Annotated in this window: 10 protein-coding genes and 3 pseudogenes; 6 read left to right on the top strand and 7 right to left on the bottom strand. The window is 48.4% G+C overall.

The features are described from left to right. Both ACFSUS_RS29180 and ACFSUS_RS24280 read left to right on the top strand, forming a co-directional pair. A pseudogene (locus tag ACFSUS_RS29180) lies at nt 1-108 on the top strand (IS110 family transposase); the annotation flags it as partial. A 153-nt stretch (nt 109-261) separates the two neighbouring features. After that, nucleotides 262-630, top strand: a pseudogene (locus tag ACFSUS_RS24280) (CPBP family intramembrane glutamic endopeptidase); the annotation flags it as partial. Here the strand turns inward: ACFSUS_RS24280 and ACFSUS_RS24275 are convergent. The 3 genes and pseudogenes from ACFSUS_RS24275 to ACFSUS_RS24265 form a co-directional block, all read right to left on the bottom strand. Beyond that, a pseudogene (locus ACFSUS_RS24275) lies at nt 627-958 on the bottom strand (SnoaL-like domain-containing protein). The pseudogenes ACFSUS_RS24280 and ACFSUS_RS24275 overlap by 4 nt on opposite strands. A gap of 48 nt (nt 959-1,006) precedes the next feature. Continuing rightward, complete coding sequence (locus ACFSUS_RS24270; RefSeq protein ID WP_381526738.1) at nt 1,007-2,137, bottom strand: ATP-binding protein; 1,131 nt, start codon at nt 2,135-2,137, stop codon at nt 1,007-1,009. Between the two features lie 80 nt (nt 2,138-2,217). Continuing rightward, nucleotides 2,218-5,847 carry an SNF2-related protein gene (locus ACFSUS_RS24265; protein ID WP_381526736.1) on the bottom strand — a complete coding sequence of 1,210 codons (3,630 nt, stop codon included), beginning with the start codon at nt 5,845-5,847 and terminating at the stop codon, nt 2,218-2,220. Nucleotides 5,848-6,832: 985 nt separating this feature from the next. Between ACFSUS_RS24265 and ACFSUS_RS24260 the strand changes: the two genes are divergently transcribed. From ACFSUS_RS24260 to ACFSUS_RS24245, 4 genes are all read left to right on the top strand, one after another. Beyond that, a complete protein-coding gene (locus ACFSUS_RS24260; protein ID WP_381526734.1) occupies nt 6,833-8,104 on the top strand; it encodes an anthranilate phosphoribosyltransferase in 1,272 nt (423 codons plus the stop codon). Between the two features lie 231 nt (nt 8,105-8,335). Further along, nucleotides 8,336-9,532 (top strand): L-2-hydroxyglutarate oxidase, encoded by a 1,197-nt coding sequence (lhgO, locus tag ACFSUS_RS24255; protein ID WP_381526732.1) that lies wholly within the window; start codon nt 8,336-8,338, stop codon nt 9,530-9,532. Between the two features lie 64 nt (nt 9,533-9,596). Continuing rightward, the gene (locus tag ACFSUS_RS24250) at nt 9,597-10,103 is read left to right on the top strand and encodes a Dps family protein (protein WP_381526730.1); all 507 of its coding nucleotides are present in this window, start codon (nt 9,597-9,599) and stop codon (nt 10,101-10,103) included. 90 nt (nt 10,104-10,193) lie between these two features. Further along, entirely contained in the window at nt 10,194-10,646 is a 453-nt protein-coding gene (locus ACFSUS_RS24245) for an NUDIX hydrolase (protein WP_381526728.1), read from the top strand. A 3-nt stretch (nt 10,647-10,649) separates the two neighbouring features. On the opposite strand, the gene ACFSUS_RS24240 is transcribed toward ACFSUS_RS24245, so the two are convergent. From ACFSUS_RS24240 to accC, 4 genes are all read right to left on the bottom strand, one after another. Beyond that, nucleotides 10,650-12,035: a sodium:solute symporter family protein gene (locus tag ACFSUS_RS24240; RefSeq protein ID WP_381526726.1), complete on the bottom strand. Its 1,386-nt coding sequence runs from the start codon at nt 12,033-12,035 to the stop codon at nt 10,650-10,652. A gap of 102 nt (nt 12,036-12,137) precedes the next feature. Beyond that, complete coding sequence (locus ACFSUS_RS24235; RefSeq protein ID WP_381526724.1) at nt 12,138-13,004, bottom strand: inositol oxygenase family protein; 867 nt, start codon at nt 13,002-13,004, stop codon at nt 12,138-12,140. A gap of 105 nt (nt 13,005-13,109) precedes the next feature. Further along, nucleotides 13,110-14,738, bottom strand: a complete 1,629-nt coding sequence (locus tag ACFSUS_RS24230; protein ID WP_381526722.1) for a sodium/sugar symporter — start codon at nt 14,736-14,738, stop codon at nt 13,110-13,112. Nucleotides 14,739-14,907: 169 nt separating this feature from the next. Further along, nucleotides 14,908-16,251: an acetyl-CoA carboxylase biotin carboxylase subunit gene (accC, locus tag ACFSUS_RS24225; RefSeq protein ID WP_381526720.1), complete on the bottom strand. Its 1,344-nt coding sequence runs from the start codon at nt 16,249-16,251 to the stop codon at nt 14,908-14,910. Between the last annotated feature and the right edge of the window lie 81 nt (nt 16,252-16,332).

The raw sequence follows: 16,332 nt of genomic DNA, 5'->3' as shown, positions 1-16,332 counted from the left end.
AAGATGTTAGTGCTCAACGCCATTCGTAATAAGCTCATCCATCGAATTTATGCCGTAGTTCGCCGGGGCGAAAAATATGATAAATTTTATACCCCTTCGTTTGTTTAAGCCATAGAAATCGGCCCGGTCACGAATCAACCGCGACGGCGTACCGTGCTTCATTTTCAGCGATACCTATGAGTTTGGGACCGGGGTGGGGCGCCACTGCGATGCCGGAGCAGACTGCCCTTCCATCCAAATGACGAATTATGTACTAAACGGCAAAACTACCCTACTTACCACGACACGAACGCCAACGAGTTTTTTAGCGTACCTGAATGGGTAACGGCGCTGATCTATGAGCTCTGCTACGGCTGGGATTTTGTACCGACGGAGCTCCTTTTCCGTGGTTTTCTCGTCATTGGTATGAGCCGCGTATTAGGGCGGGGAGCCGTACTGCCTATGATCGTCTGGTATTGCGCCATTCACTTCGGCCGACCGCTGGGCGAAGCCGTATCGTCGTTGTTTGGCGGGTATTTGTTGGGTGTACTAGCCCTGAGCACCCGCAGCATCTGGGGTGGACTACTCATTCACATTGGTATCGCCTGGGGCATGGAGATTGCCGCTTTCTTGCAGGGAGCAAGCCACTAATAGAAAAACTGCTCGCGAACAATCTTGCCGTTCTGAACTTCATATAACCCAATCTCTGCTAGCTGCACCCGGCCACGGCCTTGTAGGGTCAGGTCAAAGTGGAGAGAAATGCTAAAGAAATTACCGTATTGTGCACCTCAATAACAGCGGCCTGGAACGCCCGTTCTTTCTCCAGAATGGCCGTCAGCCCCCGAACGCTGGGAGCGGTAGCGTGAGCCGGTTCAATCTGTTCGCAGTCAAGGGCCATTAGATTAGTCTGCGCTTCAATGAATTTTTCTTCTCGACAAAAAGCAACGAGTTGGTGGGCAATATCAGCGGTGGTTGTCATACAGAAAATCAATTGTTCATTAATGGATAACACTGCATCAACCTGTGCTTATGTAATAAAATCTAAATAGTTGTCAGGGTTCACTACCGAGAGTGAAGCGGTTGGATAAGCCGTTTGAAACGCTTTAGGAAAGCGAACCCGATTCGTGTTCCATTTCATTTCAAAAGCGCTCAACTGTCCATCCTGTTCTTCCAGCCAATCAAGTTCCTGCTGATCATAAGTGCGCCAGAAGTAGGTTGTCGCCTGACGACGCTGGTACGCATTACGTTTCAAGCGCTCAGCAATCAGGTAATTTTCCCAAAGTGCCCCCATATCGGGCCGCTGGTAAGGCAGGCTAAAATTATTGATAAGCGCATTACGGATACCATTGTCAAAAAAATACCACTTTGATGACTTGGTGACTTCTTTCCGAAGATTATTACTGTAACCGCCTAGCCGAAACAAAATGAATACTTTTGTAAACAGATCAAGATAGCGCACAACCGTATTACGATCAAGCTGCAACTGGCGGCTCAATTCATCGTTCGACACTTCACTACCTATCTGATAAGCAATTAGTTGAAGCAGTTGTAACATCTTATGGGCATTACGCACCTGTTCAAATAAAAGAATGTCTTTCAACAGGTAAGACGATACCATACTTTTCATGTAGTCAACTCGGTCGTTATCATTGTTCATTCGCACTACGTTCGGATAACTTCCAAAAATAAGCCGGTCTGTAAGCCGGTCACGAGTTTGTAAGTACGTTTCTGTAGCCGATAATTCTAATTGGGCTAATGGATAAAGCGTATATGCTAATTGCCGCCCGACAAGTGGCTCCCCTGTCCTGTTTGTCAAGTCAAACGCAGATGACCCGGTTACTAAAACAGTCAAATGAGCAAATGAATCAATCATAAGCTTCAACGATCGCCCAACCTCTGGAATTACCTGCGCTTCGTCAATGAGCAACAATTCTGTATCACCCAGCCAACGTCGATAACTGGCCACACGACGGTCATTGAGCAAATCTGCAGTACTGAGATCGTCGCCATTTAGCAAAAGTTTAAGACCATTAAATGAATCAGCTAACTGATTCATTAATACTGTTTTGCCTACACGCCGTGCTCCCGTTAATAAAATAACTTTATTAGATCGTAGCTGGCCCTCAATGATAGGCTGTAGAATTCTTTTGATGAACATTTTTACAAATAGCGTGGCTTTATTCAACGAATTAACGTTAATTCGTTGAATAAAGCCACGCTATTTATATATTTTAGCTTTTACCCCAACGATACCAATTCCTTCAACTCATCGTCGCTGAGATCGCCCAGCCAAGTTTCACCCGTTTTGACGCTCAAATCAGCTAACTCTTTCTTACTGCGGATCATAGCGTCAATCTTTTCTTCTAGTGTGCCCTGGTTCATCAGTCGATACACCAGTACGTTCTTCGTCTGGCCGATACGGAAAGCCCGGTCGGTAGCCTGGTTTTCTACGGCTGGATTCCACCACAAATCATAATGGATGACGTGGTTAGCCTGGGTCAGATTAAGGCCCGTTCCGCCGGCCTTCAGTGATAGAATGAACGTATGATCAGAACGATTTTTTTGAAACTGCTCGACCATCTGGTCGCGGTCTGGGCGGGACGTTCCGCCGTGCAGAAAAAGCGGCTCCTGTCCAAAAGCCTGCTGGATGAACTGTTGCAATAACTCGCCCATTTCTCGGTACTGGGTAAAGATTAACACCTTTTCGTGGTTGGCATAAATCGTTTCGAGCAAATTCAGCAGCAAGGTCGCCTTGCCCGAAAGCGCTGGATTAGTGTTTCCTTCCTTCAGGTACTGATGCGGGTGGTTACCAATTTGCTTGAGAGCCGTCATTAGTTTTAGTACCAGACCACGTCGGGCTATACCTTCCTTATCCTCAATGGCTCGTATGCTCTCCTGCACTACGCTCTCATACAAGGCGGTTTGCTCGGGTGTGAGCGAGCAGAACTGGTTGTTCTCAATTTTATCGGGTAAGTCGCTGATGATGGTCTTGTCCGTTTTAACCCGCCGGAGCAGGAACGGACTTGTTACGCGCCTAAACTGATCTAGCTTCTGATGGTCGCGCTCCTGCTGGATGGGTTTGCCAAACTCCTCATTAAACTTACTAAGCCCGCCGAGGTATCCTTTATTCACAAAATCCATAATGCTCCAGAACTCCGACAGCCGATTTTCAACGGGCGTACCGCTTAGGGCAATTCGAATTTGAGCTTTCAGAGCTTTGACGGCTTTTGTCTGTTCAGTGTCGGCATTTTTAATGTTCTGTGCCTCATCAATAATCATCACCGCCCAAGTGGTTTTCTTCAGTGTTTCGAGGTCCGAACGTACTACGCCATAAGTCGTCAGCAGCAAATCGTATTCTTTAGCCGGTAATTTGCGACCCGAACCGTGGTAAATGTGCGGACGCAGATCGGGAGCGAACCGGGCGATCTCTTTTTGCCAGTTTGTGAGCAAGGTAGTCGGCAGAACAACCAGCCCTTTTTGCTTCTGAAAACGGCCTTCCTGCTTGAACTTCAGCAACAACGCTATGATTTGTACTGTTTTACCCAGGCCCATGTCATCGGCCAAGAGGCTCCCCATCCCAAGTGCAGTGTTTCGAATGAGCCAGTCGTAACCACGCTGCTGGTAAGGTCGAAGCTGCGCATTCAATGATTCCGGCAAAGGCTGCGCTTCACTCTCGGTAAACTGCTTAATCAGTTCACGAACATCAGCCGACAGCCCGAGCCGTCCTCCTTTGTATTCTTCCGAAAGCGCGGCCCGCAACAGATCTGCTCCTGTTAGCTCGGGAGGTGTTTCAAGCTGCTTATAAAGTTTAGTGAGGTCGTTAGGATCAATTAATACGTATTGATCCTTTATTTTGACTAACCCAGTGGAATTATTAACCAAACTTTGAAATTCCTTCACGCTCACCATCTCATCGCCGAGTGCCACCTGCCAGTCGAAGGTTAACATATCGTCTAGCCGCATGAATGAGTTGATAGATACCCTTTTAGATTTGGCCCGCAGTCGTCCGCCTACTGCCGGCTTCACCCAGTGCCGCAACGACTTGGGCAATAGCAATGAGATGCCCAACAATTGCATTTGTGGCAAAGTGTCGAGCAGCACCTTTACGAAGTCGCCGGATTTGTAGAACAGGTGTTCGGGGCCGTCAGTCTTAGTTAGTTGTGCCAGGTCGGGGAAGTGCCGCGACAGCACCAGCAAATCCTGCAACACCGCCATACGAATACCGGCGTGTTTACGCTCGGTTAAAATCTCACGCAACGCAATGGGCGGCACAACGGACGCCACTGAGTTAGCTTTCTTGGTCTTAGCAGGTTTCTTGGCAGTATCAGTAGGCGCTTCGGTTTGGGTTGCTTCGTTGTCCCTGATGAGTAAGCTAATGCGAAACTCATCGCCAAGCTCGCTATCTTCAACCGCCAAAATGGGCACGAACCGCTTGTGCGTCAGAAAAAAGTCATTAAGCCAGAGCTGCATGGCCAAAGGCATTTCACGCTTTCCGTAGCCTTCAAAACGTACGGTTTCTACCCCAAAAAACAAGCGATCGGCATCTTCGAGGGGCCAGCGCTCCCAAAGCTCAACCGTCGTTTGATTGATTAGCGGACGCATCAGTAACGAGCAAAGCGTTAGCGCCTGCTGCAAACCAGGCAGAGCGAGCCACTCTTTCTGCCAACGCATGGTTAGCAAGAGTGGAGGCAATTGGGCAGCCAGCAGTTCGGTCTGGTAACGAACGGCTTCGTTCAGCGTAGCTGGAAGCCAGCGCACTCTATACTGCTCTTCCGTTGGGCCAACACGTAGCAATTGCGGCACCACCGCCCCGCGTCGTAACAACGCCACGGAGAACTGATTCGTCAGATACAGCGCCCGTACCGAATCGCTCATTTCGGCAAAGTCGGCTTCGTTGAGGGTTTGCAGCCAATCTGTAAGATCACTCAAGTCAAAATCGGCGAACGACCGCTGCTCACCGTGTTCGGTGAAAACGCCAATCTTTTTGACCTCCATGATCTCGTCCAGTTGCAGCTCAATGCTGTCGCTGGGGTCAGGGAGTTCGTCTGGTTGCGTTTTCGTGCGTACGGTACGTCTGACTGCCACCGGCTTAGGAGTCGCCGACTGTTCATCAATTGGCTTACTGAACAGTTTATAGGCCCTGCTGAGCGACTTCAAGAAATCACTTTTGGTAAATGTAACCTCGGGCTGGAGTAACCCTAACAGCTGATCGGCCAGGGGCGGAATGGTCGCAAAGTCGAGTTGAGCGCGGGACATTTCGTCGGGCGTCCAGTCTTCATCGTCGGGCAGATCATCGGTACCGAGTTCCCGTAGTGACAGTACCGCTTCCATGGTTCCACTAACCACATCGGCCTGCTGATTTTTGAGTTCTTCGAGAATGTCGAGACCTTTGAGTAAAAAGACCAGAAACGGGTTGCGGTCAATTTCATTGGCAATCACATAGACCACAGCCGCCAGGTGCTTGCAAGGCACTGCATGATCAGGGCAGGAACATCCCATCCCTAAATCATCAAATGAGCTAGGAAACAGCCGGATGTTACGTTGTTCGGCAAACGATACCAACTCCTGAGGCAGCTGCCGGTTCAAGAGCTGCGCCAGCGTGGCCGGATTTTCCTGTATTTCGGTCAGTAACCACTCGCGCTCCTGCTCCGAGAATAACGGCACAATTAACTTTACTTTATATGGCCGGGGTTTTGTGCCCTTCACCGACGCGCTGATCTGATTTGTATCAATTTTTAGTCCCTGCACTGCCCCTTTGTTGGCGTAGGTCTTGCCGCGTGGCAGGCGGTTTTCCTCATCAATGTCTGTCAGGGCATTAAGCCATTGCTGTCCCCACCAGGTTTTACCATAGGTGATCCGTTCCGCCATTTATTTCAAAAAACTAATTAATGTACAGCAAAAATAGGGCATTCTCTGTTTTGGTTCTTCTACACTACATAGTCTATAAAACGACCAATCATGATGAGCCATTGCCTATCCTAATTGGTCATTGAAAGAACGTAGTTCTGTGGTCGGCATTCTCAATTGACTGACGACGGCGTTTACTCGTTGGGGTTATATCTTGGCTGACAATACACAGTTTAGTGGCTTATGTGTTACTTCCACGTACACTAACTTCACCTGCACTTAGTATGTTACGTATAAGCAAGTGAATGATTCGGCTCAGCACGGCTGTGTGTTTTAACAGAATAGTATACAGCCACTGTTACGTTAGCTATCGCCACTCAAACATGACATGCTAAAAATAGCAACTTTAAACTTGTTTTTTAATTTCAACTTTACCTAAAAGTATATTTTGCGCAGGTACATATAAACAAAATAAAACTAATGTATTATATTTACTTTCAGTAACGAGTCAGAAATTTTGATACAAAAGCCAACTCCCTTTCTGTTTGGGTTTCATAGGCAATCTAACAACCAAAGTCCTTAAAGCGTAAACACTGTGTTACATGATATTTTCTCTCACAGCCATTCGTTTCATCTTTCAAGGGCTTACTGAAAGGCCCTCAACGGTATAGCTTACATTAGATAATTTACGCTTTCCGCCGATATCCACCTTACTTGTAACGATTTTAGACTTTACTGGTTTCTCCGCAACGGTAACGTCATTAAAGATAACAACTAAACAAAAATTTATATGCTGATACACAACAGACTATGTATTGTCTAAGCTGTACAAATTAGCCTTAGTAGCCCGTCAGCTAGTAAATTTAGCCTACAAGCTTAGCAGCCGTGTTGTCAGCCAGTAACCCAACTGGCTACCAGGGTATAACAAGTCTGTTTTAGCCATGCCGGATATAAGTAGGTAGTCTAATTGTACCTACTTTTACTTATATACGTAATACCTTCCTCCATGTCGATTGCTAGCCTGATTCTGGACGCCCCTACCGATACACCACTTGGTCGGGGAATTAAGTATATTGGTATTGGTAAATATGGCAGTAAACCACTTCCACCGGATTTACTTGCCGAATGCCGGGCCGCTTTACTCAACCCGGACACACATCCATTACAACGAGGAGCTTTCCTGGGCGCATTGATCGCTAAGGGCCCCACCCCCGAAGAAAGAACGCTGGAAGACGTAATCGGTAAGGGGGCGTTTTCCCATCCGACATTTTTTATCAATAAAGTTTGTCCCGATTTACCCGTTCGGCTGCACCCCATTGCGACGAAACTAGTCCGGGGACATAACCTGCAAGTGAGCGAAGCGCATCAGCTCGGTGATTATTTGTTTGGGCAAGGCGATTGCGAAACCTTCCGTGGACTGGCCGTGAGCATCATGCGCGTGCGGCACGAGAGCAACGAGGAGTACCACGGCTTGATGAAAGCTGCTGAAAGTACATTCTCGCCTGGATTTGGCCCCATTAGTTGTGCCGATCGACCATTGGTGCAACTTGCGGAGCCTTTCGACGGTGTTGAAAACAGCTATCTTATTACCCCTTTATTAGCACAGTTTTTTCAGAAGCGTGGTTACGGAGCCGTGTCGGTGGTTGGACGATCAGGTGGACCAAAGTTTACCCTGAATGCGCTGGATTTGTATATGCACATGGGCTGCCAGTTTTTGCAGAGCAATCACGAGCTTGATACGCCTTTAGAGCAATACGGCTGGGTATTGGACCAAAAAGCGCTCTCTTCCGCCCTAAACCGCTGGGTTGATCGTCGGCGTATCGCGATTAAGCGCCCCTTCCTGGCTACCCTCGAAAAGGTATTGAACCCCTGCCACGCCCGCATACTGGTCACGTCTGTTTTTCACATCACATATCAGATGAAGATGGCCGAACTGGCCATGCTGGCAGGTTTCGACGCAGCTATCGTGCTAAAACGTGGCTTAGAAGGAAGTCTGGCTCCGTCGACCAGCCGGGCAAGTGGTATTCTGTGCGCCGTTCGAACACCACGTGGCCATTTATTTTATCAACATTTTGAAGGTGACTCGCCCGCTTTTGCTTCCTTCCGGACCGACGTTGATACCCAGTACGAGCAGCCTTCGGCTACTGACAATGCTAAGCTCGTTAAGCAGTTTTTGAACGTAGGTTACACCTCAAACGATGACTTCGACAACCGAGTCCGGTTCGCCCACGCTCTGTATGGACGAGGTCTGGAATGGATTGAGGACCAGTTACGGTAGACCACTTGTGTTGCAAAAACGGCCATTCATCCCAATAGACCGCTTTTATTTATGGTTTCTGCGTCTTTTAGATCACTCGCGCCTTAAACAAATCATACTTGTTATGCTTGTTCGAGATGCGTGACAACAGCAGCTAAAGGTGTGGGCGTAACGAGCAATTCGTTACGCCCTTTTTTACTGATAAACAGCGGTTAGGCCGTACCTTTGTTGTTCGCATTTTCGCGAATTGGTATGACAGACGTAATCATTATTGGCGGAGGCATCGTCGGATTGGCTACCGCTTTGCAACTTAAGCAACAACGACCCGCCCTTAAGGTCGTTCTGATTGATAAAGAGCCAACTGTTGCCCGCCATCAGACAGGCCATAACAGTGGGGTTATTCACTCTGGGTTATACTACAAGCCGGGTAGCCTGAAAGCCACCAACTGCATCCGGGGGTACCATATGCTGCTCGAATTTTGTGATGCCGAGGGTATTCCCTACGACCTTTGCGGTAAAATAGTAGTAGCAACCAAGCAGGAAGAGTTGCCGCAGTTGGAAACGCTCTATGAACGCGGACAACTCAACGGCCTGACAGGTTTGAAGAAATTGTCGTTGGCCGAAATGCGAGAAATTGAGCCGCATGTCAACGGCGTGGCAGGTATGTTTGTACCGCAAACGGGCATTATTGATTACAAGCAGGTTTCCGAAAAATACGCCGAGAAGTTTCAGGCGCTGGGTGGAGAAATTCGGCTCGCCGAGCGTGTTGAACAAGTAACGGCTGGCACGAGCCTGAGCATTGTTGTCACAAACAAAAACCGCTACGAGACCAGGCTGGTTGTTAACTGTGCGGGTTTATACTCCGACAAGATTGCCCAGTTAACCCAGCGCGAAGCTGTTGATGTCCGCATCGTACCGTTTCGGGGTGAGTACTACAAGATTCGCCCGGAGAAGCAGTATCTGGTCAAGAATCTGATATATCCGGTACCTGACCCGAATTTCCCATTTCTGGGCGTTCACTTCACCCGAATGATTCACGGCGGTGTCGAAGCGGGGCCCAATGCCGTGTTAGCTTTCCAGCGAGAAGGTTACGCCAAGTCGGATGTAAACCTGAAAGAGCTGTACGAAACGTTGTCATGGCCTGGTTTCCAGAAGGTAGCGGCTAAATACTGGCAAACGGGTTTAGGCGAAATGTACCGCTCATTTTCCAAATCAGCCTTTACCAAAGCCTTGCAAGAACTGATTCCTGAAGTCCAGGAAGCGGATCTCGAAGAGGGGGGCGCAGGGGTACGGGCGCAAGCCTGCGACCGCACAGGCGGCCTGCTGGACGACTTCGCTATTTTAGAAACCGATAAAGCGATTAATGTTGTTAACGCACCTTCGCCAGCTGCAACATCGTCCTTATCCATCGGCCAAACAGTATCCGAGAAAGTCCTGGCGCGGTTTTAATAAACAATATACGTTCGACGGTGTTTTTCTAGGGTTAAATTCTAATCACTACAAACGTACTCCTATGAACGTAACTAAGCACATTGAGGCCTTGGATACTCCTTCTGATTTAGAGGAGAAAGGCCGGGACAAGGTCACTGAAGCCCTGAACTGCCTCGTAGCCGATGCATTTGCTTTGTATATCAAGACTAAGAATTACCATTGGCATGTATCAGGTCGGCACTTCCGCGATTATCACTTGTTGCTGGATGAGCAGGCTGCCCAGATCTTTGCAACCATTGATCCACTGGCCGAACGGGTTCGCAAGATTGGTGGGAATACAATCCGGTCCGTAGCACATATTGCGCAGTTACAACGCGTGAAGGACAATGATGAAGACTTTGTTGCTCCCAAGGATATGCTTCTCGATCTGGTTGCCGAAAATAAGCGGATGGCTAAAAACATGCGGGATGCTCATCAAGTAGCCGATGATGCACAGGACGTAGCTACGGCCAGCCTTCTGGAGAATTTTATTGATGAAACCGAGCAGCGCACCTGGTTCCTGTTTGAAACTACCCGCGATCTGAATTAAAGTATAAACCTTATAGGCCTTCAAGACTTATAAGGTTTACGCAAGCCGTCTTCTTTAACCCGGAAGATGGCTTTTTTATATATTGCTCTTATGAAAGTCCGTCCTTCTGCCCTTATCTGGCGTCAGCACGCCAACCAGACCGAAGTGTTATTGATGCGTTATTCATACGGTGGGCAAAATGTATTTGCTCTCCCAGGTGGTAATCCTGAACGCGGAGAAATTCTAACCCAAACGGTCGTCCGTGAGATAAAAGAAGAACTAGGCGTATCCGTTGATATTGGCGAGATGATTCTGGCGGGTGAAATGCTTTTGTCAGAACGTAACGATGATGTATTACACGTGGTTTTTGCGGCCCGCAATTTACAGGGTGAGGCAGCCCTTAACCCCGCCGAAACGACTGCCCTGGAGTTTGTATGGAAGCCCGTTTCGCAATTACATGAACTAAACTTATACCCAAACATCGGAGCCAAAATTCAACCGTGGTTTACCAGCGCAACCTACCTGGGCTATATTGGTCGAATAGAGCAGCAGTATTTTGGCTAAGGCTTAGGCAGGTTCTAGTTGTTTAACCCGACTAAACAAACTCCCTCCGACCATCCCCACTGTACTGGCCAGCAGCCCCCACATCATCGGTGAGTAATCAGTATCCAACCAAAGACAGACCAGCCAAACGACTAACCCGATTCCCATCGACCACAAACAACCCGCTAAGTTCGATCGCTTCCAGTAGATGCCAGCTGTCAGCGGTACGAATAATGAGACTAAACTAAACGCCGATGATTCACCAACGAGGTCGAAAATATTGGTATCACGGGCGGTACTCATCCAGACGCAGATAATTGTAATCAAGACGACCGCCCAACGAATCGTTCGTAACAACTCTCGGTCGGTCAACTCTGGGCGAAAGAATTTAACGATGTTTTCGCCAAATACGGTTGCCGGTGCCAGAATCGCCCCACTCGATACGCTTAGAATCGCCGACGTAACCGCCCCGAAAAACAAAACTTGTAGCGGCAGGCTGCCATGCCGCATCACCATATTGGGAATGATAAGCTGATTATCTTTAGGTAGGTCGGGATGCAGCAGCTTAGCACTTAATGCAATAAATAAGGGCAACATGGCAATCGTTAGGTACATGCCGGAGGCCAGATACGACGCTCGTACGGACGTATTTTCCGTTTTAGCCGCCATCACTCGCTGAAAAATATCTTGCTGAGGTATCGACCCCAGCCCAATGGTGAACCAGGCAGCAACGTATTCAATCCAGTCCTTAAGCGTCGGTTTTGGCAAAAAGCGAAAGAATCCTTCCGGCGTCCGTCGTTGGATAGTCTCCCAGCCTCCTACCTGATTCCAAAGCAAAACGGCGAGTACCGCCAGGGCTATGATGATAATCAGGTTATGAAAGAAATCCGTAACAGAAATAGACCACATGCCGCCTAGCAATGTATACGCCATAACAATAGTGGCACTAAACAGTATGCAATATTCACGAGGAACATCCGTCACAACGCTTAGCACAATGCCAATGGCCACCAGCTGAGCCGCAATCCAGCTAAAATATGATGGAATAATCATCACGGCCGACAGTAACTCCGCCGATCGCCCGAATCGTATTTTAAAATAATCGCAGAACGTAGTGATGTTAAGCCGGTAGAGTGGACGCGCAAAAAACGCTCCGACCAGAAACAAGCACAGCGCAGAGCCAAACGGCTCCTCTATTACGGCCGGAATGCCCCCTTCTACAAACATAGCCGGTGCGCCCATGATCGTCTCGGAGCCAAACCAGGTCGCAAACGTAACCGAAGCCGCCAGCACCAATGGCAATCGTCGCCCAGCCAGCACAAAGTCTTGTGAAGTACTCACCCGCCGAGCCGCCCATGCCCCGACGGCTACGTTTGAGAGAAGATAGATGGCTATGAAGAGGAGGAGCATAGGTATAAGGTTAAACGCAGAGAAGCAGAGGTTGCGCGGAGAGCACAGAGCAATTTCTCCGCGATCTCTGCGCAACCTCTGCTTCTCTGCGTTTAGAGAATATTATAACCGTACCGTTGCGGGCAGGTACTTAGCAATCAGGTCTTCGTAGTAAGGTTTTAATTCGCTCACCACCGGTGGCTTTGGGCTTTTTGAGTACAGATCATACGGATTGAACTTCCGTACCCATTTGAACATTTCATGATCGTGCTCGTCCATGAGGTGGTTATAAGCCTCCTCCCGGTGTTGAGAATAAAACGAGTGGTACCGAATCATATAAAGTGCTGGCTCCGGTAAATAATCCTTCGTGATGTGGTACAGGTACTCGTCATGACCCCAGGACATGTGCACATTACGTAGCCCACAGTTAGGCTCGTACACGCCATATTTTGTGTTGTAACGCTCGTCCTGACTGTCGGGGTTATTAGCGAAGTACTCAGGGTAAACAATTTTGTCTGAATGCTGGCAGCCTACAGGGAACGTATCGCCCACGACCGCCCACTGCGGCTCGCCGAAGAGACAAAGTACCTTCCCCATATCGTGTAAGAACCCGGTTAACACAAACCAGTCTGGATGGCCGTCCGCGCGAATGGCTTCGGCGGTTTGCAACAGGTGTTGAAGCTGGTCCAGATCCGTATCAGGGTCCGAATCGTCCACTAGTGTATTCAAAAACTCCATCGCGCCCCAAACCGGCAGTTCTTTCTTGTCGAAAGCCAGAAACTCACGTTTCTTATCTAGCACAAAGTCATACGTTTGGTACTTGTGATTGAGCCGGTAGAACTCACGCACCGTATCGCGCTCTGGATTGTCGTAGTTACGATACTCTTCTTTGGCTTTGTGTTCCGGCTCCGGATAGCGCACTAACAGATCGTCTTCCCACTGCTCAAGGCTGGCAAGGGGATTGAGTTCAGGGGCGTTGAAAGCAGTCATACACGAATGATTCGTTTTTATAAAGTAAACCTAGCTAAAAATTTAATAACCAACCTGTTAAAATTACTATTTGTTCATTTGGCCACCTTAATCCGGCAAAACAGCTTACCAGAACATGGAATACAACACGGCTAATATGCCAAAAATGAAAACCGATCCTGTCACAAACGAAGGTGATACCCGGAACATGCTCCGATCAACAATCAATCCTTTTACCCGAATCGAATCCGTAAGTGATATCATTATCATTAAGGCGATATCAATGCAGAACACCCAGGTCGTTCGATGTAAAAACGGAATGGGATCAATTTGAACATTCACCAACTGCATCACTTCTGGCAAGAATTTGAACAAGGTTGACAATGGGATAGTCAGAATAGCCACTGTTAGTGCGGCTCGGTTTGTAGCCCGTTTCCAGAAAAATCCTAGCAGAAAGATGGCAAATACACCCGGTGTAAGAAAGTTGGTGTACTCCTGAATATACTGATATACTTGGTCTAACGATCGGAGCATTGGTGCCAGAACAATGGCAATAACAAACGATACAACAACCGCCCAGCGCCCTACATTGACCAGCTTTTGTTCAGACGCATTCTTATCGACGAACTTCTTGTAAATATCGAGGGTGAAAATGGTTGATATAGAGTTGCACTTTCCGGCTAGTGAGGCCACCACAGCCGCTGTCAGGGCCGCAAAAGCCAGGCCTTTCATGCCGACAGGCAAAAGATTCATTAACACTGGGTAAGCATGGTCCGGCTTCACTACCCCCGAAGCATCGGTCATAGCCGCTCGAAACGGGCCGCTTTGGTACAATACGTAAGCCGCAATACCCGGAATGACGACGATTAACGGAATCATTAACTTCAAGAAGGCAGCAAACAGAATACCGCTCCGGGCCGTCTTTAAATCAGCCCCCAATGCCCGCTGCACAATGTACTGATTACACCCCCAATACGACAAGTTGTTAATCCACATACCACCCAACACCAACGACATGCCCGGCAACGCATCATAGTGCGGCTGGCCTTTACTAAAATACATATGAAAATGGCTATCAGCTTGTTCACGTAACGCCAGCATACCGTTCCAAACACCCGTAGTTCCGGTTTGCTCTGCTACTAACTGTAGGGCAAGATACGTTACTACCAAGCCTCCGATAATCAGCACAACCACTTGAATCACGTCTGTGTAGCCGATTACTTTCATACCGCCTAACGTAATGAAAATAGCAAAAACGGCCAGTCCAATTGTACAGGTTGTAAACGACACGCCAGCCAGTGACTCAATAGCAATAGCCCCCAGATACAAAATAGACGTTAGATTGACCAGAACATAGACAACCAACCAGAACACTGCCAGAATTGTACTGACCGTATCGCTATACCGCTGTGCCAGAAATTGCGGCATCGTGTAAATATGGTTCCGTAGGTAGATAGGAATGAAAAATACTGCAACGATTACCAACGTAGCAGCCGCAATCCACTCATAGGATGAGATAGCCAATCCCATAGCAAACCCAGACCCGGCCATACCGATAAAGTGCTCTGCCGAAATATTCGACGCAATCAACGAAGCACCGATTGCCCACCAGGTCAGCGAACCCTCGGCCAGAAAAAAATCGTGCGTGTCAACCTGCTTCGCTCGTTTGCGTTGATACACCCAGTAACCATACCCAACGACAATTACCAGATAAATAAAGAAAACAACATAGTCAGCGGTGGCAAGGTGATTCATGTAGAGGTTAGGCTTAAGCAATACGTGTTATTTGTTATGCAAAGCCAAACCGCTCTCGTTTATACCAGCCCCTGACCCTCACGACCGCCCCGTTTAAGCACTTACCAACAGAAAATGCCACCCCTGGTTAAAGGATGGCATTTTCTGTTGATCTAAACTAGACAGGAGCTTACAGTTTCGAGAAGTCAAACGTCTCTAGAAAGGCCGTTGTAAACTGACCTGATCTGAATTTCGGATCGTCCATCAGCTTGATATGGAACGGAATCGTGGTTTTAATTCCTTCAATTACGAACTCCTGCAAGGCCCGCTTCATGCGGGTAATCACTTCCTCCCGCGATTGCCCCGATACAATCAGCTTAGCAATCATCGAATCATAATTTGGCGGAATGGTATAGCCTGCATAGACGTGACTGTCTACCCGAACGCCGTGCCCACCCGGCATGTGCAATACCGTGATCTTACCGGGCGACGGGCGGAAGCCATTAGCCGGATCTTCGGCGTTGATACGGCATTCCATTGCGTACAGTTTCGGGGTATAGTTACGTCCCGAAATCTCGGCGCCAGCGGCCACTTTTATTTGCTCTTTAATGAGGTCAAAATCCGTTACCTCTTCGGTGATCGGGTGTTCGACCTGAATACGGGTGTTCATCTCCATGAAATAGAACTTCCCGTGCTTGTCAACCAGGAATTCAATGGTACCTGCTCCTTCGTAACCAATAGCTTGCGCGCCTTTAATAGCCGCTTCGCCCATTTGTTCGCGAAGTTCGGGCGAAACGATCGGCGAAGGGGTCTCTTCGACCAATTTCTGATGCCGACGCTGAATGGAGCAATCACGTTCTGACAGGTGGCAGACTTTACCGTATTGATCACCTACGATCTGAATTTCAATATGGCGAGGTTCTTCAACGTATTTCTCCAGATATAATCCGTCGTTACCGAAGGCGGCTCCGGCTTCTGTACGAGCGTCGTTCCAGGCTTTCTCGAAATCATCTTCCGAGCGCACAATCCGCATACCGCGTCCACCTCCTCCGGCTGTTGCCTTTACAATAACCGGATAGCCCATTTCGGCCGACAACCGTTTGCCCTGCTCAACGGACTCAAGCAGTCCATCAGAACCCGGAATAACCGGCACCCCAGCCGCTTTCATAGTGGCTTTAGCCGTAGCTTTATCACCCATGCCGTTAATTTGCTCGGCTGTTGCTCCGATGAATTTAATGCCGTAATCAGAGCAAATTTGGGAAAATTCGGCGTTTTCGGATAAAAAACCGTAACCTGGGTGAATAGCATCAGCTCCAGTCACTTCGGCTGCCGAAATTATGTTCGGGATACTCAGGTACGATAGCTTACTGGTGGGCGGCCCGATACAGACAGCCTCATCGGCAAAACGCACGTGCAGGCTATCCCGATCGGCTGTTGAATAAATAGCGACCGTTTTGATGCCCATTTCGCGACACGTGCGAATAATACGTAACGCGATTTCACCCCGGTTGGCAATAAGAATTTTCTTGAACATAATGAGTGAAAGAGTGAAAGAGCGAATGAGTGAAAGAGTAAAGTAAGGGGGCTGAGCCGCTCATTCACTCTTTCACTCATT

The sequence above is a fragment of the Spirosoma soli genome (assembly GCF_042684525.1).
In the GTDB taxonomy this organism is placed as follows: Bacteria; Bacteroidota; Bacteroidia; order Cytophagales; family Spirosomataceae; genus Spirosoma; species Spirosoma soli.
The sequence above is the reverse complement of the archived record's forward strand: the minus strand, read 5'-3'. Positions and strand labels throughout refer to the sequence as shown.

Excerpts from the sequence above, each read along its gene's own strand:
- ACFSUS_RS24260 (WP_381526734.1), top strand. The coding sequence starts at position 6,833 with ATGTCGATTGCTAGCCTGATTCTGGACGCCCCTACCGATACACCACTT.
- ACFSUS_RS24245 (WP_381526728.1), top strand. The coding sequence starts at position 10,194 with ATGAAAGTCCGTCCTTCTGCCCTTATCTGGCGTCAGCACGCCAACCAG.
- ACFSUS_RS24235 (WP_381526724.1), bottom strand. The coding sequence starts at position 13,004 with ATGACTGCTTTCAACGCCCCTGAACTCAATCCCCTTGCCAGCCTTGAG.
- ACFSUS_RS24265 (WP_381526736.1), bottom strand. The coding sequence starts at position 5,847 with ATGGCGGAACGGATCACCTATGGTAAAACCTGGTGGGGACAGCAATGG.
- ACFSUS_RS24250 (WP_381526730.1), top strand. The coding sequence starts at position 9,597 with ATGAACGTAACTAAGCACATTGAGGCCTTGGATACTCCTTCTGATTTA.
- accC (WP_381526720.1), bottom strand. The coding sequence starts at position 16,251 with ATGTTCAAGAAAATTCTTATTGCCAACCGGGGTGAAATCGCGTTACGT.
- ACFSUS_RS24230 (WP_381526722.1), bottom strand. The coding sequence starts at position 14,738 with ATGAATCACCTTGCCACCGCTGACTATGTTGTTTTCTTTATTTATCTG.
- ACFSUS_RS24270 (WP_381526738.1), bottom strand. The coding sequence starts at position 2,137 with ATGTTCATCAAAAGAATTCTACAGCCTATCATTGAGGGCCAGCTACGA.
- ACFSUS_RS24240 (WP_381526726.1), bottom strand. The coding sequence starts at position 12,035 with ATGCTCCTCCTCTTCATAGCCATCTATCTTCTCTCAAACGTAGCCGTC.
- lhgO (WP_381526732.1), top strand. The coding sequence starts at position 8,336 with ATGACAGACGTAATCATTATTGGCGGAGGCATCGTCGGATTGGCTACC.